This window comes from Gardnerella sp. KA01000 (assembly GCF_049244035.1).
Classification (GTDB): Bacteria; Actinomycetota; Actinomycetes; order Actinomycetales; family Bifidobacteriaceae; genus Bifidobacterium; species Bifidobacterium leopoldii.
The window spans coordinates 383,321-408,372 of sequence record NZ_CP058367.1 but is presented as its reverse complement, the minus strand read 5'-3'; the positions used below and the strand labels follow the sequence as shown (position 1 = coordinate 408,372).

16 protein-coding genes and 1 other RNA gene are annotated in these 25,052 nt (G+C 45.6%); 3 read left to right on the top strand and 14 right to left on the bottom strand.

The window, feature by feature from the left end:
- Positions 1-18: 18 nt before the first annotated feature.
- The 9 genes from HXT58_RS01440 to HXT58_RS01400 all read right to left on the bottom strand — a co-directional run bounded on the left by HXT58_RS01440 (position 19) and on the right by HXT58_RS01400 (position 16,406).
- A complete protein-coding gene (locus HXT58_RS01440; protein ID WP_004136925.1) occupies positions 19-303 on the bottom strand; it encodes a type II toxin-antitoxin system YafQ family toxin in 285 nt (94 codons plus the stop codon).
- On the bottom strand, positions 296-613 hold the full coding sequence (locus HXT58_RS01435) for a hypothetical protein (RefSeq protein ID WP_116442794.1): 318 nt from the start codon (positions 611-613) through the stop codon (positions 296-298). The genes HXT58_RS01440 and HXT58_RS01435 overlap by 8 nt, the downstream gene beginning before the upstream one ends.
- 203 nt (positions 614-816) lie before the next feature.
- A complete protein-coding gene (guaB, locus tag HXT58_RS01430) occupies positions 817-2,361 on the bottom strand; it encodes an IMP dehydrogenase (RefSeq protein WP_112928771.1) in 1,545 nt (514 codons plus the stop codon).
- A 52-nt stretch (positions 2,362-2,413) separates the two neighbouring features.
- A complete protein-coding gene (locus HXT58_RS01425) occupies positions 2,414-3,517 on the bottom strand; it encodes an MraY family glycosyltransferase (RefSeq protein WP_415706011.1) in 1,104 nt (367 codons plus the stop codon).
- 128 nt (positions 3,518-3,645) lie between these two features.
- Positions 3,646-4,332 (bottom strand): L-threonylcarbamoyladenylate synthase, encoded by a 687-nt coding sequence (locus HXT58_RS01420; RefSeq protein WP_415706009.1) that lies wholly within the window; start codon positions 4,330-4,332, stop codon positions 3,646-3,648.
- On the bottom strand, positions 4,329-5,327 hold the full coding sequence (prmC, locus tag HXT58_RS01415) for a peptide chain release factor N(5)-glutamine methyltransferase (RefSeq protein ID WP_415706006.1): 999 nt from the start codon (positions 5,325-5,327) through the stop codon (positions 4,329-4,331). The genes HXT58_RS01420 and prmC overlap by 4 nt, the downstream gene beginning before the upstream one ends.
- Before the next feature lie 33 nt (positions 5,328-5,360).
- Positions 5,361-6,458 (bottom strand): peptide chain release factor 1, encoded by a 1,098-nt coding sequence (prfA, locus tag HXT58_RS01410; RefSeq protein ID WP_004118799.1) that lies wholly within the window; start codon positions 6,456-6,458, stop codon positions 5,361-5,363.
- Positions 6,459-6,604: 146 nt separating this feature from the next.
- Positions 6,605-6,817 (bottom strand): 50S ribosomal protein L31, encoded by a 213-nt coding sequence (gene rpmE, locus HXT58_RS01405; RefSeq protein ID WP_004118797.1) that lies wholly within the window; start codon positions 6,815-6,817, stop codon positions 6,605-6,607.
- A 157-nt stretch (positions 6,818-6,974) separates the two neighbouring features.
- A complete protein-coding gene (locus HXT58_RS01400; protein ID WP_415706004.1) occupies positions 6,975-16,406 on the bottom strand; it encodes an InlB B-repeat-containing protein in 9,432 nt (3,143 codons plus the stop codon).
- Between the two features lie 322 nt (positions 16,407-16,728).
- Between HXT58_RS01400 and ssrA the strand changes: the two genes are divergently transcribed.
- Positions 16,729-17,125, top strand: a transfer-messenger RNA (tmRNA) gene (gene ssrA, locus HXT58_RS01395).
- A gap of 68 nt (positions 17,126-17,193) precedes the next feature.
- Here ssrA and miaA read toward each other — a convergent pair.
- Positions 17,194-18,207 carry a tRNA (adenosine(37)-N6)-dimethylallyltransferase MiaA gene (gene miaA, locus HXT58_RS01390; RefSeq protein ID WP_415706002.1) on the bottom strand — a complete coding sequence of 338 codons (1,014 nt, stop codon included), beginning with the start codon at positions 18,205-18,207 and terminating at the stop codon, positions 17,194-17,196.
- Positions 18,208-18,349: 142 nt separating this feature from the next.
- Between miaA and HXT58_RS01385 the strand changes: the two genes are divergently transcribed.
- Complete coding sequence (locus tag HXT58_RS01385) at positions 18,350-19,159, top strand: GTP pyrophosphokinase (RefSeq protein WP_004107417.1); 810 nt, start codon at positions 18,350-18,352, stop codon at positions 19,157-19,159.
- 162 nt (positions 19,160-19,321) lie between these two features.
- On the top strand, positions 19,322-20,068 hold the full coding sequence (locus HXT58_RS01380; protein ID WP_004118787.1) for a Bax inhibitor-1/YccA family protein: 747 nt from the start codon (positions 19,322-19,324) through the stop codon (positions 20,066-20,068).
- A 447-nt stretch (positions 20,069-20,515) separates the two neighbouring features.
- Here the strand turns inward: HXT58_RS01380 and tuf are convergent, their stop codons facing one another.
- The 4 genes from tuf to rpsL form a co-directional block, all read right to left on the bottom strand.
- On the bottom strand, positions 20,516-21,715 hold the full coding sequence (gene tuf / locus HXT58_RS01375) for an elongation factor Tu (protein WP_004118785.1): 1,200 nt from the start codon (positions 21,713-21,715) through the stop codon (positions 20,516-20,518).
- 168 nt (positions 21,716-21,883) lie between these two features.
- Positions 21,884-24,013, bottom strand: a complete 2,130-nt coding sequence (gene fusA, locus HXT58_RS01370) for an elongation factor G (RefSeq protein ID WP_004107409.1) — start codon at positions 24,011-24,013, stop codon at positions 21,884-21,886.
- 42 nt (positions 24,014-24,055) lie between these two features.
- On the bottom strand, positions 24,056-24,526 hold the full coding sequence (gene rpsG, locus HXT58_RS01365) for a 30S ribosomal protein S7 (RefSeq protein WP_004107405.1): 471 nt from the start codon (positions 24,524-24,526) through the stop codon (positions 24,056-24,058).
- Between the two features lie 3 nt (positions 24,527-24,529).
- The gene (rpsL, locus tag HXT58_RS01360; protein ID WP_003813881.1) at positions 24,530-24,901 is read right to left on the bottom strand and encodes a 30S ribosomal protein S12; all 372 of its coding nucleotides are present in this window, start codon (positions 24,899-24,901) and stop codon (positions 24,530-24,532) included.
- Between the last annotated feature and the right edge of the window lie 151 nt (positions 24,902-25,052).

The window sequence follows — 25,052 nt, the reverse complement described above, 5'->3', positions numbered from 1 at the left end:
GACTACTAGACCCTAAAACTAATTAAACAAATCATCATGAGAACCAGTTCTAGTGAGTACAAGCTGCAATTCTTCTTTCTCAATCTTATAAATTAGAAGCCAATCCCCCTCAATATGAATTTCCCTATACCCTTTCCAATTACCAGTAAGAGAATGATCTTTATATCGAGTAGACAACAGTTGCTTATCTTGTTTCATTAGGGCATCGATTGCATGCTTGAATTTTATTGGATCTACATGCTTTTTCAATAAAGCTTTGAACTCTTTTTTGAATTGAGTTGTACGAAATACTGATTTAAGCATCTAATAAATCCTGCATAAGTTCATCTGTGTTATTAAATGATTTTCCCTCATGAGCTTCAGCTTGACGACGAGCTTCGTCAGAAAGATCAACTGATTCAGAGACTTTGCCAATATTAAAATTGCGAATTGCTTCATCCATACTTTTAAGAGTTCTAGAAGATATACTCTTTGGAATAGTAAGCTCACGAGGCTCTAATAAAATACAACCATTATCGCATTCTTTAACATTGTAATAAGGATATTTAGCCCCACGCAGAGTTACACGCTTTTTACTATCAAGACGCACGTCATAATCTTTTACTACTTCCACAAAATCACCTCATTTTTTAGTGGGATATCCCACTAACTATATAATAATTTTATCTGTCTTGTCAAAACAAAAAAACGACGAAAAGCAGGCAAGTTGTGAGTAACTTGCGTAACTTTTCGCCGTTTAATGCAAAAATAGTTGCGACTTACACGCGACTTACACGCGCAACTTACGTAATATGCACAACTTGCGCACCACGCGATTTAGTTGTGGAAACCGCTGTAGTTTGGTGCTTCTGCAGTCATCACAATATCGTGAGGATGCGATTCGCGAAGACCTGCATCCGTAATGCGAATAAAGCGGCCGCGCTCTTGCATTTCCTTAATATTGTGAGCACCAACGTAGAACATGGACTGATGCAAGCCGCCAAGCAATTGGTAAAGCACAGCGTTAAGTGGACCGCGATATGGAACTTCGCCCTCAACGCCTTCTGGAACCACCTTATCGGAGCTGGTAACGTCTGCCTGGAAGTAACGATCCTTCGAATAAGACTTCTTACCGCGAGGAGCCATTGCGCCAAGCGAACCCATGCCGCGGTAAAGCTTGTACTGCTTGCCGTGAAGAAGAACCTTCTCACCAGGAGCTTCCTCGCAGCCAGCCAAAGTACCGCCGAGCATAACGGTGTCAGCACCTGCAACCAAAGCCTTAGCAATATCGCCGGAATAGTGAATGCCGCCGTCTGCAATGCATGGAATACCAGCAGCCTTGCAAGCCTGAGCAGCGTCGTAAACTGCAGTAAGCTGAGGTACACCAACGCCTGCAACAACACGCGTAGTGCAAATAGAGCCTGGACCAACGCCAACCTTTACAGCATCAACGCCAGCATCAATCATAGCCTGTGCGCCTTGGCGAGTTGCAATATTTCCGCCAATAATTTGCACGCCGTCGAAAGCCTTATCTGCCTTAATGCGACGAATCATGTCGAGAGCCAAGCGAGCCTCGCCGTTTGCGGTATCGACCACAAGCACGTCAACTCCAGCTTCCATAAGAGCGCACGCACGCTGCCAAGCATCACCAAGGAAGCCAATGCCAGCAGCAACGCGCAAGCGACCTTGATCATCCTTAGTAGCATCCGGATACTGCTCAGTCTTCACAAAGTCTTTAACAGTAATCAAGCCTGTAAGCTTACCTTCAGCATCAACCAAAGGCAACTTTTCAATCTTGTTATCCGCAAGCAAGCGGTGAGCATCTTCCTTAGAAATATCGGAAGGACCAGTGACGAGATTTTCACGCGTCATCACGTCCTTAACTTTCAAGCGATCGTAATCTTCGGAAGCAATAAAACGCATATCGCGGTTGGTAATAATACCAACTAAATGATTTTCGCTATCCACTACCGGAAGACCAGAAATATGGAAACGCCCGCACAATTTATCTAAATCGGCGAGCGTAGCATCTGGGTGAACAGTAAGCGGGTCGGTAATCATACCGGATTCACTGCGCTTAACAATATCAACCTGCGCAGCTTGATCATCAATAGAAAGATTGCGGTGAAGTACTCCAATACCACCGTTACGCGCCATGGCAATAGCCATATCGGACTCGGTAACAGTATCCATAGCTGCCGAAATAGTCGGCACTTTCATGGTAATTTCGCGAGTCAGACGAGTGGAAGTATCCACTTCGGACGGAATAACATCAGTTTCGTTTGGAAGCAAAAGGACATCGTCATAAGCGAGACCGAGCTTCTCGAAAATTGGTGGAACAGGAGCATACACGGATTTCGTGTTAATATCAGTTGTAGCCATAGGGTTACTATACGTTTTTGCTATGACGTTTGCCGAAACTCCGAACGAAACGCTACGAATTGCGAAGTTCGGGCAGGCGACGACGCAAGTACGGCATCATTGTGAGCACAGTAAGCAACGCAGCAGCAAGGATCATTCCAACAAGCACATACACAGCTTTAAAGAACAAAATCATAATAGAGCCAAACGCAATTAGCGCAGCCCATCCCCATAAAATCAGCACAGCACCCTGCACAGAATGTCCGATTCTAAGCATGCGGTGATGCAAGTGCATGCGATCCGGATGCATTGGCGACTGCCCTTTAGCAACACGCCTAAAAATAGCCAAGCACATGTCAAGAACCGGCAAAAACAGCACAAGAATCGGCAACAAAATCGGCATAAATACAGGCAAATAAATACTCGTATGCACAGCCGACGGATCCAAATGACCGGTCATAATAATCGACGCGCAAGTAATTAAGTAGCCGATTAGCATGGAGCCAGAATCGCCCATAAAAAGTTTCGCAGGATGCCAATTGTGCATGATAAATCCAACGCACATACCTACCATTGCAACGTCAATAAGAGTTGCCATTGATGCGTAGGATGGCGACGTGCGCGCGAGTATGTAAGAGTATGTTGCGAAGGCAATGCCGCCGATTGCAACGATTCCGGAAGCCAGTCCGTCCAGCCCATCTACAAAATTTACTGCATTAATTGAAGCAACGATTAGTATTGCAGTTATTGCGATTGACACGCTTGGAGATGCCGTCACGAGCGAGCCGAGCGGCAAAGTTACGATTTGCAACCCTCCCCACGCCACAAAAACAGCTATAAGCAGCTGACCGGCAAGCTTTAGCATCCAATCTAAATCCCAAATGTCGTCGCATACCCCAAGCAGGCATATCATAACGGCTCCTGCTAGTACAACCCACGGCTGGTGCGTTCCTGCAAAAAGCCCGGAAATAAATGGCATAGAACTAGCGAATGCCATCGCAACTGCAAAACCAAAAAGCATACCTACACCACCCATACGTGGCGTTGGAATAGTATGCACGTCGCGAGCGCGAACTTTGCCAACAGCACCCATACGGATCGCAAGGTGACGAACAAGCGGCATAATAAGCCACGTAGCACCGCCTGCAATTGCTGCAATAAACAGGTATACCCTCATGAATGCGTCCTTTGCTATGCGATTACTTCGTTGGGTTTAGCAGCGTTTGCTAAATTTTTCGCTTGCTTATTTTGATTGTAGCGATTTGTTAGTACCAGAAATTTAGTATCAGAAATAAGTTAATAAACTTACTCACTTAACGCATTACGAATTTCGCACTCCGAAATCACACCTTCGCGCAAAATCACAATACCGTCTTTATCGCTTGAATCCGCACCAACTACCGTGCTTGCCACGTGCGAGCGAGTCGGACCTGCGTTCAAATACAGCGGAATTTCGTTGCCGAAAGCTTCAAATGCTTCCTCGACGCTGTCTGCACTTTCGTTACCACTGCGATTCGCGCTAGAAGCAGCCAGCGGGCCCGTAACGCGCAAAATTTGCATTAATTCCGGGCAATCAGGCACGCGCACACCTTGAGTTGATTCGATTGCTTGAGTTGTTTCAGTTTCTTGAGTTTTCTCATCAGTCTCATTCGTTTTGCACAGCGTTGCAAGTTTGGACGCAACCGAGTCCTTCTTAGCGCGCGCAATCGGAGAATATCCACCCGGAAGGAACTTTTTGCCTAAAATATCCAGCGGAGACGGCAAATACAGCCCAAGTTTTTCTAAATCTTCCACTCCGCTCATTAAAATTTGCAACGCCTTCGTGCGCGGTCTGCGCTTAAGCTCGTAAATTTTTGCAACTGCAGCTTCATTAAATGGGTCGCAAGCAACGCCATACACAGTGTCAGTTGGCACTACGATTACGCCGCTTTCGTTAATAATTTGCGCTGCCATTTGCAGTGATTCTTCGTTGATATTGCAAATTTTGCTCATTTTTGCCTCTTTTGTTGCTTTTGTTGTTTATTTTGCTTATTTTCTTCTATTTGATTCAAGTCATATATCTGATTCAAGTCATATTTTTGCGCAAAAGTGTATCGCGGTCTGCCTGTTAAGTCGTTTCCAACTCGAGTACAAACAAAACCTAGGCTTTCCGCGTACTTTTTAAGCGCATCTCCTTGCGAAATATCATGCTCCATAACCATAGCTCCCCCGGGTTTAAGAAGCGCAAAAGCCGCACGCATAATCTGCTCCGGAATAAGCAAGCCGTCCACAGAGCCGCCGTACAACGCAAGCGGAGGATCATATTCTCGCACTTCAATCTGTTCCGGCACTTGATTTTCCGGCACGTAAGGCGGATTCGTTATTACTAAATCTACTTTGCCGCAAATTGCGTGAAGTTCAGGAGTTAAATCTGAAATATGCGCTTTTGTTGCATCTGCAAGAACAGCATGGTATCGACTGGAAATCTGCATATTTTCGTAATTCTTTGCAGTTTCTTCAAAATTTTTTCGCAAATATTGAAAAGCTTCAGGAGATTTTTCTACAGACCACACTTGCGCGTCTGCAACTTCCGTTGCAATCGACAATCCGATTGCTCCCGAACCTGCGCATAAATCGACTACCGTAGGCTTGCTAATATGCGATTCACACAACCAATCTAGGCCAGCATCAACAACAACTTCTGTTTCCGGACGCGGCACAAAAACGCCCTTGCCAACGCGCAAATCCAAGTAGCGGAAAGGCGCGCGACCAATAATATGCTGCAACGGCTCGCGAGAAGCACGCCTAGATACAAAATCGCTATATTTGCTAGCATAATCGGGCGAAAAATTCTTGTAATCACCCATAAGCAGAGCTTTGTTCAGCTCAGCTAAGCTCACTCCGCAAGCGTGAGCCAGCAGCAAGCGCGCATCATATTCTGCTGACTCCACGCCTGCAGAATCAAGCTTTTTAACAGCATCGCGCAAAACTCGCAAAAGTTCTTGCATTTTAAGAATTGTTTAGAAATTTTAATCGGCTACTTACTTGGCTTGCGCTAAGCGGTCAGCTTCATCCGCCTGAATATCACTGTCGATAACAGGCTGCAAATCGCCGTCAAGAACCTGGTCAAGATTGTAAGCTTTGTAATTCGTGCGATGATCCACAATACGATTTTCTGGGAAATTGTACGTGCGGATTCGCTCAGAGCGGTCGAGCGAACGCACCTGTGAGTGGCGCATATCCGCCGCTTCTGCTGCCTCCTGCTCGTGCTTCATAGCGAGCAAACGAGACTTTAGCACGCGAAGGGCTGCCGCACGGTTTTGAATCTGCGACTTTTCGTCTTGCATGCTAACAACAATTCCGGTTGGAATATGCGTCATGCGAACCGCGGAATAAGTAGTGTTCACGGACTGTCCACCAGGACCGGAGCTCATGAAAATGTCGATCTTCAAATCTTTTGGATCGATTTCGATTTCGTCGTCATCTTCGTCTGCTTCTGGAAACACGATTACGCCGGCTGCGGAAGTCTGTATGCGCCCCTGCGATTCAGTAACTGGGATTCGTTGCACACGATGCACGCCACCCTCGTACTTCATGCTTGCCCACACGCCGTCTTCTGGAGCAGGAGTACCTTTTGCGCGAATCGCAAGCTGCACGTCTTTTACGCCGCCAAGTTCCGTTGAATTTTCGCTTTGGATTACGGTAGTCCAGCCGCGCTTTTCGGCATAACGCATGTACATACGCAATAAATCGCCAGCAAACAGAGCAGCTTCTTCGCCGCCTGTGCCAGCTTTAATTTCCATAATCATATCGCGCGCATCATCCGGATCCCTAGGAATTAATGCCGTGCGAAGCTTTTCTTTTGCTGCTGGAAGCTGCTCTTCTAAGCGCTTAGCTTCTTCAGCAAAATCTGGGTCGTCGCTTGCCATTTCGTTTGCGGCTTCAAAGTCGTCGCAAAGCTGCTTGTAATTTAGGTAAGCGTTTACGATTGAGCCGAGTTCTGCGTGCCTGCGGCCGAGCTTGCGAATAGCGTCCGGGTTTGACGCAACTTCCGGGCTTCCCATGCGACTTTCAATATCGCGATACTCTTCTAACGCGGTAACTGCTGCCGGGAATTGTTCCTCTACTGACTCAGCCATCATATTCCTTTGTAGTCGCGCTTAACGCGGATTGTAAATCAAAAATTTAAATGTTAAATGTAGAACACTAAACACACATGTTTAGCACATAAAACGCCAGCCCCGATTCCGCGAGTTACACGAAAACAGGGCTGGCGTCACAAAAGCTACTTAGTCTTCTTACCGTAGCGCTTCTCGAAGCGAGCCACGCGGCCGCCGGTGTCGAGAATCTTCTGCTTACCGGTATAGAATGGGTGGCACTTTGAGCACACGTCAACCGTCATGTGATCGCCATCAGCGGTGGAACGAGTTACGAAAGTGCTTCCGCAAGAGCAGGTAACCTGCACTGCGTGATAGTCGGGATGAATACCCTGCTTCATAATGTCTCCTATGGAATTCGGGCGACCCGGGTCGCAAAGCCCCAATAGCTAAGCGTGAACCGGAACCTTCGTTATTTTAGTCACCACCCTCGACGCGCTTATAATTCGTATAAAAATGGAGCGCATGAAAAATTCAAACGCTCCAAATTTAAATAAATTATTTATTATTGCGACGCTTGCGATGGTGCTTGCCAGTCTTTACTACCGCAAGACCAATTGCTGCGATTGCTGCCGACAAAATACCAGCAGATGCAGAAGAAACCGTGTCGCTACCAGTTTTAGCTAATTCCAGCTTTGCTTCAACAGTTTCTTTTAGATCCTTTTCTTGCTTCTTTTCATCCTCAATAGTTACGTCATATGAAATAGAAGAATCAGGAGAAGGAATAACTTGCTCAGGCGCTGGAGTTGGCTGCTCAGGCGCTGGTGCTGGACTTGGAATTGGTGCTGGAGTTGGAGAGTTTGGTTTGCTCTCAGAAATCACATCAATTTCAACAGCAATTTCCGCTTCGCGACCATACTTATCGGTAGTAGTAAACGTTAGCTCAACTTTTGGCTTTCCATTCACAATCTTAGGAGTGCCGGAAATCTTGCATACAGTACCAGCGCAGGTTGCGTTAATACCGTTTACAGAATTCGTAACCTCTGAGATTAACTCGTTAATGGTTACTTCCTTACCATCTACCGTAATCTTGTTAGTAGCATCGCCAGATCCTTCAGTCATGTTTTGCAAAGTAAAGTTCGTTAACATACCCTCGCGAGCAGAACCACTAAACTTAAACCTCATAGGAGCCATCTTCTCGAAGTTTGCAGTAATAGTGATTTCGTGTTTTGAGTGAGGCTTTGGCAGCGAAATCTCTGGATTTACTCCAGCATTGCGCAAAACCTGCTTCAAAGCTTCCAAACTAGACTTCTTGGAGCTGCGAATTATCTTTGCAACAAATGGCTTATCTGCTTCATCAGCAAGCTCAGCGAGCACTTCTCGCTGTTCATCAAGAACATAACTATCAATTGCGTTCTCAAGATTAGCAAATGTTAAGTCTATTCCTGCTTCTTGCATCAAATTCTTCAGCGCTTCTATTGAAGAATACATAGAATTGGAAATTTGCTTGGCAAGCCATGGTTTTCCAGCTTCTTTAGCAAGTTTTACAAGCAAAGTCTTTTCATGAACTTGCTCAATGACTTTGTCAACATCAATGCCATTTTGGACAAGCTTATCCTTAATCTTTTGTAAGGAATCATGAGACTGACGAATTTCAGAAGCTAGATCAGTCTTATGATTTCTTTCAGCAACCTGAGCTAATTCTTCACGCTTAGCATTGTAGACTTGCGCAGCATGTTGCTTTTGCGCTTCGTTCAGGAGATTTTGCAAAGCAGCAAGCGTAAATTTATCTGAGTTACGAATCAACTTTGCTACATATGGCATACCATCCATAATTGCCATTCGAGCCAAAGCTTCTCGTTCTTCTTCTGTGGCCTTGCGTTTATCTGCCAGAGCCGCTGGCTTTTCAGTCGTATCAGACGACCAATCCTTGAACATGTAGCCTTTATCGGCAAGCACATCTGGAACTGGCATAAGCAAATTAGTAGCGCCGTTTCGTACCCAATATACTGAAACTATCTTGTCGCCAGCACTCTCAAGAGGCGATTTTTGCAAACTTCCGCCCTTACCAGCTACATACGTCACCTTCGTGTAGTTCTTTTCTATGAACTTAGCCGCAGCAGTGCCCTTAGCCGGCAAATCGTTATCTGCAATCACGTTAGGCAAAACATACACATGCACAGGCAACTTAGTTGTAACAGTTTTTTGCTTTCCTGTAGTCTTATCAATTTCATCAGTAGGCTTAGTTACATTCACCATAATTGTTGAAATTCCAGGCTTTGAAACATCAACCTTAGCATTCTCATCTACAGATGCACTCACTTTAGGGTCAGCACTATGTACGAGCTTATTGACGTTTGGAATCTTATCTCCAACGCCAACAACTGTTTCTGGAATCTTCACACCATCAGCGCCATTTTGTTCAGCAACGAAAATGCGCGGCCTGCTGATATCCCAATTGTCGTGTAAGAGTATGTTTGACTTACGGCTCTTTGCATCATACATTTGCCACTTTGCAAAACCGGAAAGTTCTGCAGCAGTATCGTTTGCAACTTTTTGAGCAAACTTAATGTTATCTTCTTTATCTTTTCCGTGACGAATATACAGAAGTTTTGGCTTATACGAACCGTCAGCCCACGTTCTACCAAATCCTGGAAGGAATATGGTTGCAACGTAGCCATCTGGAATATCGTCTTGTTGAGAAGCGTCAATTACGTTTGGCACAAGCTTATAACGTGCTATAAAAGTGGTGTTCCCACTAAACTTCATACCAGCAATTTCAGCACTAGAATATAGCTTAATTTTTGGTGGATTCGACACAGTAGTAGGTGTTGGAGCCGCAGTAGCAACAAGTGTCACAACAGGGACTACTGATGCAGCAGTCTTTGTACCATTCGTAATATTTGGCGTGTTGGTCGAATTTGCTACAGGTGCAGTAGCTGCCTGCATCTCCCAGCCTTGGAACTCGTAATGGTATCCTTTCGCATCGTAATCCTTGCCAATAACCTGCGGTGCACGAACGCCACTAGCAGATTGCTTATATGCGTAGTACAACTCGCGCGAACCTTCAGCAAATTCACCCTTGCCATTTGGTGACTTATTATCACTCTGAGCATTTATAAAGTTGACTGAAACATACTTAGTCTTATCAAAAACTAGTTTGCGTTCAGCATTAGCACCAGTTTGCGTAGTATCCTGCGTATTCTCCTTCGGCAAGCTTTCTGGGTACATCAACTGATAAAGCACTTTTAAGCGTCCTACAAGTCTATAAGTCTTGTAATCCACTGCATCCTTATACTTAACTGTAACTTTCAAAGGAACAGTGTACAAAGCAGGCTTCTTAAGCATTTTTTGTTTTAACTTATTTTGTTCAGCTTCAGTTGGTAAATCGTATTCGACTTTTATGTCTTCTATGCCATTATTCACAGCAGCATCTGCTTTGAGCTGAGACATATTAGTTATAAAATCGGTTAGCTTTGGAAGCGTGTCAGGGTCATCTTGCACAGCAACAAGGTAATCAGTCTGCACTGCTGGCTCTGTCCAAGGGGTTTGATCTGCCACGAACTCTTGGAATGGTTCATTGACTTTCCAGCCATCTTTCCAATCACCGGTCACGTCAGCAACATCTTTAACTTCAGTAACTTTCTTACCGTCATTAAGCATACTGCTTCGTTTCCAAGTGCCAGTAGCTCCAGTGAGACTGCCTTTCAGCATCTCAAGAACATTCACTTGCTTTCCATTAATGATCTTCGTAATTTGGGAAATATCAGTGCCCTTCTTTACGTAGAACACTTTAGGTCCACTCGTGCCGTCACTCCACAATCGTCCTGGAGCAGGCTTGAAGATTGCAACTACAGCATCTTTAGGAACTTCACCGCCGTCAGAGGAACTCGAGAAGTATTCAATCTTCTTGTAAACAGCGTTATAAGTTATGCCGGAATTATCGTTAACCTTAACATCTTTATAACGACCTTCAGAATCGATATCGTACTTCTGCTCTGGATTCGGATTCTCAGCAGTCGGCTTTACAACATTAGTTGCCCAGCCCTTAAACACGTAGTGGTAATTATCGGCACTATGATCCTTACCGAAAGCTTGCGGCACACGGATTCTAACATCCTTACCTTTATAAACGTACGCAGTAAGCGTAGTGTCTCCGTCATCAGGATGATTAGAATTATCTCCATCGTGACCAATAATAGTGCCTTCATCGTTCTTACCGGTAAAGGTAATCGGCACGTACTCGTCTTTATGCTTGCTACCGTAGTCAGTAGCCTTAAACTTCTCCCACTCGCTTCCGTACACCAAATCCGGCAGCGTGCGGTACAGCACTTCAGTTTCAGCAATGTTGCCATCAAGATGCACTTGCACTTTAATCTTGTGCAAGCCTGGAGTGTTGTCAAACTTTTCGTCTTTACCGAATGAGAACGTAGCATCACTTGGATACTCATCAGCATTCGTTATAAGAGCTTTAGCTGCAGTTGGATCAGCCGGATTCAAAGTATCTATTGGCTTCAAAACCTTAGTATCAATTGCAACAGGAGCTTTTATCTTGAAGTTAGCAGTGTAAATTACCTCAGGATTGTTCTGCTCTTCGGAGCGAATCGGCAAGCGATTTACACCATCGGAATACTGAAGCGTATGCGAGCCAACTTCAGACGAACCGACTTTCGAAGTCCAGCCTGCAAACTCAAATCCAGGCTTTGCTTTCACTGTTGGAAGTGGCATTTGATAAGCTTTTGTGCCCTTAATTGCGTCGTACACAAGAGCAGAGCCGTCAGCTACATCCTTGTTCTGCCAGTCAACAACGCTGCCCATAGAGTCTTGACCATCAGCCACTTTAAACACGTAACGCGTGTAGTGATCTGGGCGAGCTTGATAATCGTCCTTACGCTTAAGCACGCGTACGTCATCATATCTAAATGTGATAGTACGAATATCGTCAGCTTTTTGCTTGCCGTAAGGATCAGTAACGTATTCAATACGCTGCTGCGTATTTTCTGGCTTAAAGCCTTCAATAGGCTTGTAGAATACTACGTCATACTTTCTATTTACAGAGCTAACTTCGCTTTCTGGAAGAAGCTCCTTTTCTTTACCGTCCTTACCAATAGTTACATAGCGAACTTTGTACTTGCGCATATTATAAGTTTGGTAAATAAACTCGCCAGTATTCTCAGATTCAGTACTCGAAGCTTCAAAGCTCGTGAAATGCTTATCTGGGAAGTGCGTTTCGTCACTATAGACTGCTTCCGCATTGTAGCGCAAATGCTCGCGCAAGCCGGAAACCGTTTGCTCGGCGGTATGGTCTACCATCGCAGCTTTGGCTTCTTTCGTAGCAGCATCCTTATAGTCAGAAATCGTGTATCCAGGCTTTAAGAATATATGCTTAAAAGTGCCCTTGTAGCGAGTATCCTTCACCCACACTGCGTTAAGCGTTATATCTTCTACTACTTTGTTGCCAAAGGCGTACGGCAAAGTTTTGCCATTCTTGTTGATTTCCCAACCGTAGAAGTCGTAGCCTTTGCGAGTTGGAGTGCCTATTTCATCCTTTTCGTCAATAACATGGTAGCGAGCGAACTCCTTTTTCTTAACTACGTTTGTGCCAGCTACCTCATTACCGTTTCCATCGGTATTTGGCATATTGTAGTTAAACGTTACCGTGTGCTTAATATTAGTTGGCTTACCCCACGCAGCATAAAGCTTAATGCCATTAACTGGCATTGTAACATCTTTAGCTTTACTTTTATCTTTGCTTTCACCTTTAGCATCTTCACTCTCGCCATTTATAAGCTGACTACCAGCTTGATCAACAGCCCAGCCTTTAAACACGTAGTCTTTTGGCAAATTGTTAGGACGAGTGATGGAGTAAGTTTTGCCGTTAAGTGTGAATGTGTACTTGCCATCGAACTGAGTTGCGGTGTTATCACCACCCTCTTTAGTTACAGAATCATCGTAAGACTTAACGTTGCCGTATAGCTCTTTGTCTTCGCCCGTCAAATCTTTTTTGCCGCGCTTAGTCAAGCTATACTCGTACGGCAATCTCTCTTTAGCAGCGACATTGCCATCTGTTATAGCATTGCCATCCGCATTATAAAACTGCACGTCGTACGACTTGCGGTCGTACCTAAACTCAAGTGGTTTGTTATCATTAAATTCATCTTCATCACCTTTATAATTTTCTTGTTCATCTACTGGAACGCCCCTATACTTTCGAAATGCTAAATGATACTTTTTAGCAAAAGCTTTCTGCTCATCCTCACTTAAATCATCCCAATTCCCATGAGCATGAGATTCGTTATACCACACTTCCAGATTATCTTTAAAGTCGTCTGAATCTAACGCATCACCAACTTTTGTCTTATCATAACCATCAGCAGGATTAAAACCAGCAATAGATGGAGCTGGATAATCATAGCCAGTGTTGGGAGTATCATCTTTGCTATAAGAATCGGTAGAAAGCTCATAATCGTCATCGCTTGCTGTACCACCCTTTTTAGCGGATGCAATACTTTGCTTCCTAATAATCACCTGTATAGGCTGACTTTGATCACTGCTATCAGCAGTAAGCAGACGCTGATTATCTTTTAACTCATATTGTTTTGCATCAGGATTCGAAGGGTCATCACTAATTTTAGGCGCTTGGTTCTTACCCACTACACGCCAACTAGGGTCAGCAAATTCTTCTTTAGTAAAACGATACGGAGGAGTGTCACGATACTTTACATCCCCCGCAAATCCAAGCTGCCACCCTAAAGAGCCTTTTCCCTCTTCACTAAAATATAATTCATTTACATCAGGCCAAATATCAGTAAGCTTTTGACCGTAACGAACATTTACGCGGTAGCCTTTATGGTTAATTTTAGCGCCATTATCATCCTCATCTTTACCTTTATACTTCGTTGAGCAACCGCCACCGCCAGCATAGCAATAAATAGTTGTTTTGCCGTTTTCATCTTTTCTTTTTATAGCAACATTGTCACCGCTATTGACGCCAGCAGGCTTAGCAAAAATAAGCTCGTACTCGTTGCGATCGTAAACTAAGTTAAGAGTGTTGTTTAAGTCGTTTGCGCAAAGCTTCGCTTTACTGCGTTTGCCTAAATCTGGGCGACCCTGCACAAGATTATGTTCCTCACTGTTAAGCTCTTTAGTCAGCTTCTTATTCACGTGGAAGTAGCGCGTGAATAAGTCCTTACCATTGTTGTTAGCATCACCAGGATGCTCAGTATCATACCCGTCTAAGCTTGTTACAGGCGTATCGTTCATCCAGTTGAACTTTGAAATTAAGCCATCTTTATGATTATTCGCATCTGTACCTTGCAGCTCTTCTTTTGTTAAGCCAAGCTCCGGGTTCGTTACATAATCAGCTTCGCTTTTACCATTAAGCTCATCAGTATCTTTAGCAACACCAGCATCATCCATCTTATCGAGCACAACGTCGCTATCAGTTTGCACATTCGTGCGCTCAACAAGACCAACAAAGTCGTAGTTTACAAGCGAATCCGGATGCTCTTTGTCTACCAAATCCGCCTTCTGTACCCACACGTTCACGCGGTAGCTGGTAGTATTGTTAGCTTCCCAAACTGCGCGGAATCGCACATTGTGATCCGGCATCTTGTAGTTAGTAGAATTTCCTTTAATTAGTGGACTACCAGAAGTATTTGATTGATTAGTATCCCCTGGTTTTACTACCTGCCACCCAAGGAACTTATGACCACGATATGTAGGTTCTGGAACCGCAGGCACTTCCTGATCATAATACACTTTTTGAGCAGTAACATCCGTGCCGCCAGCAGAATCGTAAGTAACTTCATACGCCTTACGATAGTAACGAAGGTTCAAAACTAGCTTGTCTTTTTCATCTTCAGAATCAGAAAGTGGCGAGCTAATAAGATTATGCTCCGGCTCGTAGCCTGGAATATACAGAGCTACAGCACTCACATCTGAACCAACAGTGCCAGTAACTTCAGTGACGTGGATACGTTCTTTTTTGCCATCTTTGTAAGTTACTTCAATAGTCTTGCCAACGCCAAGATTTGGAGCATCGTGAAACTCATCCTTATTATCGAGATCCTGCACCAAGTGACGCACATAGTACTTAGCTGTTTTAGGAGCGTAGTTGATATTCAACTCGCCGTAATACTGAATGCCGTCTTCTACTGCCGGTTGCGCAGATGATGAAGATTGCGAAGTTGTTTGAGATGACGAGGCTTGCGGGGCTTGAGCGCCGTTGTTAGCTCCAACAGCAGGCCTTTTCTTTACAGCATACTCAGTAATCAGCTTCTTACTCAAACGCAAGTAGCGCTTAGCATCCGCATCCGTACCGTCGTCAATAACAAACTTGCCTTCGTCGTTTTTAATGTAGTACTGATAATCCCCGGAATGGTATACAGATGGACGGTATCCAGCAGCCTGCGGAAGCTCAATGTATTCGTACTTACCATCTTTGTCGAGCTTATCGAAGTCTTCTTGGTCAATTGTAAGCTCATAAGGCTGTACAAGCTGCTTATTCGCAGCACCGCCAATCGTATAGCGAATTTGCAAATTGTACGTAGCTTTTGGCTTAGTGTCGGTTTGTACCTGTTCGTTGGCTTGCTCTGTGCTCTTCGCCTCTGGATTATCCGTATTCGGCTTAATTACCTGGCTGTCTGGATCAGTTGCTGCGTTATTAGTTGTTGTGCCAGTGTTCGGTGTGCCAGCGTTCTGTGTGCCAGAGGTCGGTGCAGGAGAAGGTGAAGGCGTTGGCTGATTGCTCGAAGTAGGCGTTGAGTGAGTTGTATCATTGTTCGGCGTAGAAGCAGATTGATTCTGGGAAGCAGAGTTTTGTGCAGTAGTTGAAGGCGTAGCGCTTTTATCTTTGCCTGTGGCACCTGTAGTTGCACCTTCTGCACTGCTTTGCGAACCTTGTGCATTGGTTCGTGCAATTGTATCTGTACCTGGGGTCGCTGCAGTTCCAGCACCAGCGTTAGCTTCTGTACCTGTTGAAGTTACAGGAGTAGACGATGCAGTTGTATTACCTGCAGGAGCCGCATCTGCAGCAGCTGGCTCTACGTTTGCAGGCTGCTGATTTTCAGCTGGATCAACGTCACCAGCATTTGCTTCCGGTTGCTTTGTTTCTGCTGGCTTCGCAGTTGGCGTTGATTCTGGCTTTACTTCTGCTGGCTTTGTAGCTGCAGTATTTGTAGTAGCCGGCTTATTATCAACATTCTGAACCGGTTTCGCAGTATCTGGCTTCGTCGTATCTGGATTAGTAGTATTTTGATGAGCTTGCCTATTAGCAGTCGCACTTTTTACAACAGAATTAGACACTGGCGCACTCACCGTAGCAGATTCAGCAGCACTTACTGTATTTTCAGTAACATTTGACTTTGAGCCTAAAGTTGCATTTTTAATCTCAGAAGTATTTGTATGCGTAGCAGACTGAACGTCATGAAGAGCTTTATCAGAATTTACAGACTTCACAGCACCTACAGAAGGCATAATAGGCATGGGAGAAGAAATTGCAACTGGGGTATTTTTCACACTAGTCAGCGGCTCAGAAGGAGACGCAGCCAATGCAGATGGAGATGCATTCGTTTTCAGCACAGATGCACCAGAAGTAGTTTCACTAGGTTTCTTATCTTCTTGCTCTTTGCGAGATCCCTCAGCCTCGCGCAACTGTTGCATTTGTGCATCATGACGCGCAAGCTCTACAAACTTTTGAGTTTGAGCACTCTTATTGAGCACGCCAGCACCCCAACGCTGCATGTTCAATTCGTCTACATCAGGCTTACCTTTGCCCATTTTTTGCGTCATATTAGACGCATCGATAATATCTTTTTGAGTAGGCTGAAGCGCGGAAGCTACAACAGATGGCAGCATCATTGCCAAAGTTGAAGCAACAGCAACTCCAGCAACTCCCTTACGCAAAGCACGAGAACGCTTCACCGCATGAGCCTTACGAAGTGTTCTTCTTGGTACCACATCACCGTGTAAATCTTTACGCTCTGCCATTATTTCTCCTCACTCCAACCAATTTCAAGTAGACCACGCATACTTATAAATCTTCATATGTATCATACATGAATACAATATATGGACATAAAATAAACATTTGTTATAATCTTTTATTCATTACAAATCAACTACAACTCATATTTACGCTTGGCAAATAAAATCACCTAACTAATAGTATACTAATCAATACCCCCCCCCAAAAAAAATCATCCGAACGACTATGCCGTGAGGAATAAGTGCTCAAGCAGTTCGTCGCGTTAAAATATGATACAATGTAGAAATGTGTGCTCTAGAGCAACAATTGTTTGAAAAATCAAAAGGGGTCGATCGGTTTCGACGGCGATCTGTTCGCCGCGGGGAAGCGTGCCGAGAATGCGGAAGTCCACTCGTAAACGTCCTTTCGCAAAAGAATAAGTGCTAAATCTAATCGCACTGAGTTCGCTCTCGCTGCCTGAGCTTCGCGCCAGGATTAACCAGTGAGCAGCTGCTCCGTTCACCCACTCACGTCTTCGGAGTGGTGCTGAACGTCATAAGAAGACTTGCTTGAATTGCCGAGCTGCAGGACAATTCAGGGACTTTGACTGTAGATATGCTCGCCATGAATTGTCTGCGATAACATGGGGGCAGAAAAACTGCCGCACGGCCAGCAGACTACGCACGTAGAAGACCGAGGGTACGGTCACCGGACCGGGGTTCAATTCCCCGCGACTCCACAAACGCAAAAACGCCACTGCTCAAACAGTGGCGTTTTTTGTAGCAAATCCCAATGTTGCCAAGGCTTAAATTAAACGTTAAAAGCATCTCCGAGATGGTGCTGAGTAGCGTGCTCAGTAGCGTCAGAACTATTGCAATCAAACTCCCCTGCATCCGCAGCATCAACAATCGCGAGCGCAGCTTCCGCAAGATCCGGTCGCAACGCGTCCAACCAGTAAATGCGTGCATCCCTACCAAACCAACCCATTTGTTTGCGTGCAAGTCGTCGAGTTTTTTGTGCAATATCCGCAAAAGCCTCATCCTCACTCCAAACGCCATCCAAATAATCCATAATCTGCTGGTAGCCAAGAGCACGAGCTGCAGTCACACCCAATCGCCCTCGAATTGCGCGCACCTCATCCACAAAACCCTGCTCACGCATAATTTGCGTACGTAAATCCACGCGCTTATCTAAATCTTCACGACGCAAATCTAAGCCAATTTGCACGCAATCAATCACATACTTATACTTCGGAAGCGTTGCGGAATAAGGCTTTCCTGTAAGCTCAATCACTTCAAGCGCGCGAATTGTACGTCGCGGATTGCGCGCATCCATATGAGCCGCAGCAACCGGATCCTTCTGCTTCAACTCATCAAACAGCGCACTCGCTCCCTCTTTGCGCTCGCGCTCCTCCAAAGCTGCACGAATAGACTCATCCGTGCCTGGGAATGTAATATCATCCACAGCAGCACGAGCATACAATCCCGATCCTCCAACTAAAATCGGCCTCACACCACGCGATTGCAACTCACTAATACACTGCCTTGCCAAAGTTTGAAAGCGCGCAACCGTCATCGTTTCTTCAGGATCAATAATGTCAAGCAAATGGTGTGGTACTTCCGCCTGCTCCTGCGCACTCGCCTTAGCCGTGCCAATATCCATGTAACGATACATTTGATACGCGTCTGCGTTGATGATTTCCGCACGAATCCCACGCTCAGCTAATTTTTGCGCAAGCACAATACCAAGACTAGTTTTGCCTGAAGCTGTAGGACCAACTATTGAAATTACTTTAGGAATATTATCCTGCTTATTTTCAGACAAAATACACTCCCCGTCAAAACACTTTCCTAGATTTTGCTTGCGCGCAATCACCTAAGATATTTATATCACGCTTTGCAAAGAATATTACATTTACATACGCACTCCCAGACGTTTAGCAGTTTTTATAGTATTATTAAAAGACGTGATACTTGATCGTCATAACCGCGTAAACGCAGCAGAACTCTATGCGCGTCTTCATAGCAACGAAGCAGCTAATGAAAGCAACAATTTAAGTAGCAATGTAAGCAATACAAAAAATCAACAAAATTGCTCCCAATGCGACAAAACTAATTCGCTTATGCTTCCTGAAGACCAAATCGACGAATTTGTAAACATGATGCAAATTTACGAAGGAGCAATGTACGAAATAAGTACAAAGCTCGAGATTCTAGATAGCGAATTTCAGGTGCGATTCTCTCACGACCCAATTCACCACATGGAACGCCGTCTTAAATCAGTGCACTCAATTTTTGAGAAGCTGCAAAGGCGTCATCTAGATATTTCCACACGCTCTATACGTGATAATCTTTTCGACGTAGCTGGAATTCGCGTAATTTGCAACTACTGCGACGATGTGTATTCTGTAGCACAATATCTTTCTAAACAAACAGACATTCAAGTATTGCAAGTTAAGGATTATATTAAGAATCCAAAACCTAATGGATACCGCAGTTTGCACGTAATTTATGCAGTTCCTGTGTTCTTGTCTTCTGGAGCACACTACACGCCAGTTGAAGTGCAATTCCGAACTATTGCGATGGATTATTGGGCTAGCTTGGAGCACGCTTTAAGATACAAAGCCGGTTTGCCAGATGCAAAGTTGGCTGAACACTCTCAAACTTTGCTCGATTGCGCGCATAGCTTGCAAAATATTGAAACACAAATGCAAGGTATTCACCGCGATATTAATGGTGCTCCTCAAGTTGAAGAGGCACCTAATAGTAAGGCATAATATCAATGCGAAGCGCAAGATTACGAAATACTAAAATCAGCTTATTGTACGAACGTATAAATTATGCTGTATTTTTTTAGCATTTTCCCAGATGCTTTAATTATAATTGTGTGAGAACGTTGTCTTGACAGCGTTTTATTTCATAGCTGTTAAGGAGAAATAATGACAAACTTTACTCAAGATTATTACGGAAGCGGTGCTCCTGAGGTTATTGACACTCAGGCAACATATGCTTTTGAAGAAGCAAAAAGAGTTTCAGTAGGACGCACTTATGGTGAAATGACGCTTGGATTGATTGTTACAACTCTTGTGGCACTGTTCACTCAGAGCGGTAATTTCTGGCTTAGATTTATGTTTGCAACCCGCGGATGGGGTTGGATGATGCTGGCAATTGCTCAGGTTGTGATAGCAGTTGTTCTTGGAACGCGTTTAATGAAGATGAGTGAGACAACAGTACGAGTTTTGTTCTATGCTTATGCTGCTTTAACAGGATTCACTTTAAGCTCAGTCTTTCAAGTATTTAGCCTTGGATCCGTGGCATTAGTGTTTGCTTTAACTGCAGGATTCTTCCTGTGCTTGACAATGCTTGCACTTACTACAAAAAAGGATTTGCTTAAAGCTGGTCCAATTTTAATGGTTGCATTACTTGTATTCGTTGTTGCGCAAATTATTATTTCGTTTATTGGGCAAGATACTGGAACCATGCGTCTTATGGCTGGAATTGGCATCGTTATTTTTGCAGGTTTAACAGCTTATGATGCTCAGCAAACTCGCGCATTACTTGCACAATATGAAAATCAGCCTGAAATGGTTAAGAAAGTATCTATTTTCTGCGCATTCCAGCTGTTCTTGGACTTCATTAACATGTTCATCTACTTGCTAGAGTTGCTTGGAGATAATAGAGATTAGTAGTTCTGATTTTCTAAACACAAAAACCCTGCTGAATTCGTTCGGCAGGGTTTTTATTTATGTGTTCTGTGTTCCAAACATGGGCGCGACGACATGCTTGAGCGCAGCATTGCGCGCGCGAAAGCAACTCGGAGCGCCGAGCTTGCTCAGGGTTGAAAGCACAGTGTGCTTTCAACGCAAGCGAGGTCTGTCTTCGTCAATAAAGATGAAGACAGGGCAGGTTCGTGTGGTTGGGTTTTAGAAACTGGGTTGTGTTTTGTGTGCGCGACGACATGCTTGAGCATTAACCACAACCGTGCTTCGCATGCCAAATCGCGCTTTGAAGGAGCTTGAAATCATTGGGATTTCAAGCTCCTTCAAAGCGCGCACGAACATAATAAAGACCCCGCGAGGAAACTCGTGGGGTCTTTATTAAGCCTTAGCTAATATTTTCAGTTAGAGAAAATACTAGGCAAGAATCTTGGTCACACGACCGGAACCAACGGTACGGCCACCTTCACGAACTGCGAAGGTCAAGCCCTCTTCCATTGCGATAGCCTGGATCAACTCAACAGTGAAGGTTGCGTGATCGCCTGGCTGAACCATCTCAACGCCGTCTGGCAAGGTGATAACGCCGGTGACGTCGGTGGTGCGGAAGTAGAACTGTGGACGGTAGTTGGAGAAGAACGGCGAGTGACGGCCACCTTCATCCTTGGTCAAGACGTAAACTTCGCCTTCGAACTTGGTGTGTGGGGTCACAGAACCTGGAGCAGCCACAACCTGACCACGCTCAACGTCGGTACGGTTGATACCACGGAGAAGAAGACCAGTGTTATCGCCAGCCTCGGCCTCATCCATCTGCTTGTGGAAGGTCTCGATGGAGGTAACGGTGGTGGTCTGAGTTGGACGCAAACCAACAATCTCAACTGGGGTGTTGATTGGGAGCTTACCACGCTCAACACGACCGGTGACAACGGTACCACGACCGGAGATGGTGAACACATCTTCGATTGGCATCAAGAATGGCTTGTCAAGATCGTGAGTTGGGGTTGGGATGTACTCATCAACAGCCTTCATGAGCTCCTTGACGGTCTCTACCCACTTCTCGTGATCTGGAGCGTCATCGTGCAAAGCACCGTAAGCAGAGGTGCGGATGACTGGGCAGTCGCGATCGAAGCCGTTTTCTTCGAGGAGGTCACGAACCTCTTCTTCGACGAGGTCGATAAGTTCTGGATCATCAACCATATCGCACTTGTTCAAAGCAACGAGGATCTTCGGGACACCGACCTGCTTAGCGAGCAAAACGTGCTCACGGGTCTGAGCCATAGGACCATCGGTAGCAGCAACCACGAGGATTGCGCCATCCATCTGAGCAGCACCGGTGATCATGTTCTTCACGTAATCAGCGTGGCCTGGAGCGTCCACGTGAGCGTAGTGACGCTCAGCGGTCTGATACTCGATGTGTGCGATGTTAATGGTAATGCCGCGTTCCTTCTCTTCTGGAGCGGCATCAATCTGATCGAAGTCATACTGAGGGTTCAGATCTGGATACTCGCCATGCAGCACCTTAGAAATAGCCGCGGTCAAGGTAGTCTTACCGTGATCAACGTGACCAATGGTACCAATGTTAACATGCGGCTTAGTACGCTCGTACTTTTCCTTTGCCATGTGTTTGTCCTCCTGGACGTCTCGTAGTTTGCCTCACACATTTGTGAGAGGTCTTTCGCTACATATTACTGGGTTTCTGGGTTAGGTGCCACTTCGGTGCCAGAACCCAGTCAACGTAGGAAATTCTAGCGTTGACCGGGGACAGAAAACACCGAAGTAGCGTGCGCTTTATTCGCCGCGCTGAGCCTTAATAATCTCGTCCGAAACGGCCTTCGGGACCTCCGCGTAAGAGTCCATCTGCATGGTGAACATTGCGCGGCCCTGAGTCTTAGAACGAAGATCGCCAATGTAGCCGAACATTTCGCTCAGCGGCACCTTGGCATCGATAACTTTCACGCCAGTAGCATCAGTCATAGACTGGATGTTACCGCGACGAGAGTTCAAATCGCCCATGACATCGCCCATGTACTCTTCTGGAGTACGGACTTCGACAGCCATAATTGGTTCGAGAATTACCGGATTAGCCTTAGGAGCAGCTTCCTTGAAGCACATGGAACCTGCAATCTTGAAGGCCATTTCCGAAGAATCGACATCGTGAGTCTGACCGTCGGTGACGGTTGCTTTTACACCCACAACTGGGAAGCCAGCCAAAACGCCGGATTCCATAGCTTCCTGCACGCCTGCATCGATTGAAGGAATGAATTCCTTGGTGATGTGGCCGCCGGTAACTTCGTTGACAAACTGGTAGGTTTCGCCAGATTCTGTGTCGAGAGGCTCGAAGTTCATCAAAACCTTTGCGAACTGACCAGAACCACCGGTCTGCTTCTTGTGAGTGTATTCCTGGTTCATAACAGCCTTACGAATCGTCTCACGGTAAGCAACTTGTGGCTTACCAACGTTCGCTTCGACCTTGAACTCACGACGCATACGATCAACGATAATGTCAAGCTGAAGCTCGCCCATACCGGAAATCAAAGTCTGACCAGATTCCTCATCGGTCTTAACCTGGAATGTAGGATCCTCGTCAGAAAGCTTAGCCAAAGCCAAGCTCATCTTTTCCTGATCAGCCTTCGTCTTTGGCTCCACAGCAACCTCGATAACAGGATCTGGGAATGTCATGGATTCCAAAGAAATTGGGTTCTTTTCGTCGCACAAAGTATCACCAGTGCTGACGTTCTTCAAACCAACGAAGGTGTAGATGTTACCAGCTTCAGCTGAATCTACAGGATTTTCCTTATCAGCATGCATCTGGAAGATCTTACCAACGCGTTCCTTCTTGGACTTCGTGGAATCGTACACGGAATCGCCTGGCTTTACTTCGCCAGAGTAAACGCGCACGAACACGAGCTTGCCATAGAATGGATGGGTTGAAATCTTGAATACCAATGCTGCGAATGGATCTGTATTAACTGGCTTACGGTCAATTTCAACGGATTCATCGCCTGGCTTGAAGCCCTTAATAGATGGAACATCTTCTGGGCTTGGGAGGAAGTCGACAACAGCATCCAGCATTGGCTGAACACCCTTATCCTTGAATGCAGAACCGCAAGTTACTGGGAATGCCTTACGCTCAATGGTAAGCTTACGGATACCAGCGCGCATTTCTTCTTCAGTAAGTTCGCCAGTTTCAAGATACTTCTCAACCAGCTCATCGTCAGCTTCAGCAACCTGATCCATAAGCTCAGCACGATACTGTTCTGCACGTTCCTGCAAATCTTCAGGAATGTCAACGGTGTCATAGTGAGCACCCATATCGTCCTTAACGTCATTCCAGACGTAAGCCTTCATACGAATCAAGTCAACAACGCCGACGAAGTCGTTTTCAGCACCGATTGGAAGCTGAATAACGAGTGGAGTTGCACCGAGCTTCTCCTTGATGGTCTTGACAGAATAGTAGAAATCAGCGCCAAGCTTATCCATCTTATTGATGAAGCAGATACGTGGGACGCTATACTTATCAGCCTGACGCCACACGGTTTCGGACTGAGGTTCCACACCTTCCTTACCATCGAAGACTGCTACAGCACCATCGAGCACGCGAAGGGAACGTTCCACCTCAGCGGTGAAGTCCACGTGGCCTGGGGTATCGATGATGTTGATCTGATAGCGATCATCAACGTCATGAGTCTGACGCTTCCAGAAGCAGGTAGTTGCAGCAGACTGAATAGTAATACCGCGCTCCTGCTCCTGAGCCATGAAGTCCATGGTAGAAGCACCATCATGAGTTTCACCGATCTTGTAGTTCTTACCAGTGTAGTAAAGAATACGTTCGGTGGTAGTAGTCTTACCAGCATCAATGTGCGCCATGATGCCGATATTACGAACCATATTCAGGTCGTTAAGCACATCTTGTGCCATATTCTTATCCTTAGCTCTTTAAGATACCGATTATCTTGTGGATTACCAGCGATAGTGAGCAAAAGCCTTGTTTGCTTCTGCCATCTTGTGGGTATCCTCGCGGCGCTTCACGGAAGCACCCAAGCCATTGGAGGCATCGAGAATTTCGTTGGCCAAACGCTCAGCCATAGTCTTTTCACGACGAACACGTGAGAAGTCAGTAAGCCAGCGGAGGGAAAGAGTGTTTGCACGAGCAGGCTTAACTTCGACTGGAACCTGGTAAGTTGCGCCACCAACGCGGCGAGAACGAACCTCAAGATTTGGACGAATGTTATCAAGAGCGCGCTTCAATACAGAAACTGGCTCCTGCTCGGTCTTTGCCTTCACCTGCTCAAGAGCGGTGTAGACGATGTTTTCTGCGATGGACTTCTTACCATCGAGAAGGATTTTGTTAATCAACTGAGCCACGACGGTCGAGCCGTAGATTGGATCAGGAAGCAGTTGATGCTTTTTTGCAGGTCCTTTACGTGACATGTTTTACTTCGCCTTCTTTGCTCCATACAGGGAACGACCCTGCTTGCGGTCCTTGACACCCTGGGTATCTAATGCGCCACGCACGATGTGGTAACGCACACCTGGGAGATCCTTCACACGGCCACCACGCACGAGCACGATGGAGTGCTCCTGCAAGTTGTGACCTTCGCCTGGAATATAGGCGGTTACTTCAATACCAGAGCTGAGGCGCACACGAGCAACCTTACGAAGCGCGGAATTTGGCTTCTTAGGAGTGGTGGTGTACACACGGGTGCACACGCCACGACGCAGCGGGCTACCCTTCAAGGCCAAAGTCTTTGACTTTTTCGGCTTGGCCTGACGTCCTTTACGGACAAGTTGTTCAATCGTAGGCAACTTAAGTTCTCCGATTCATTGTTATTTTCTATTTGGTGAAAACCGCCACACTGCAGCACACCATAACCAAAGAATCGGTTAAAGAGTAAAAGCCACAGTCCACCGGCCCGATGGCCCTCGCGCCTCCAGCCACACATTACTGCGCACTATC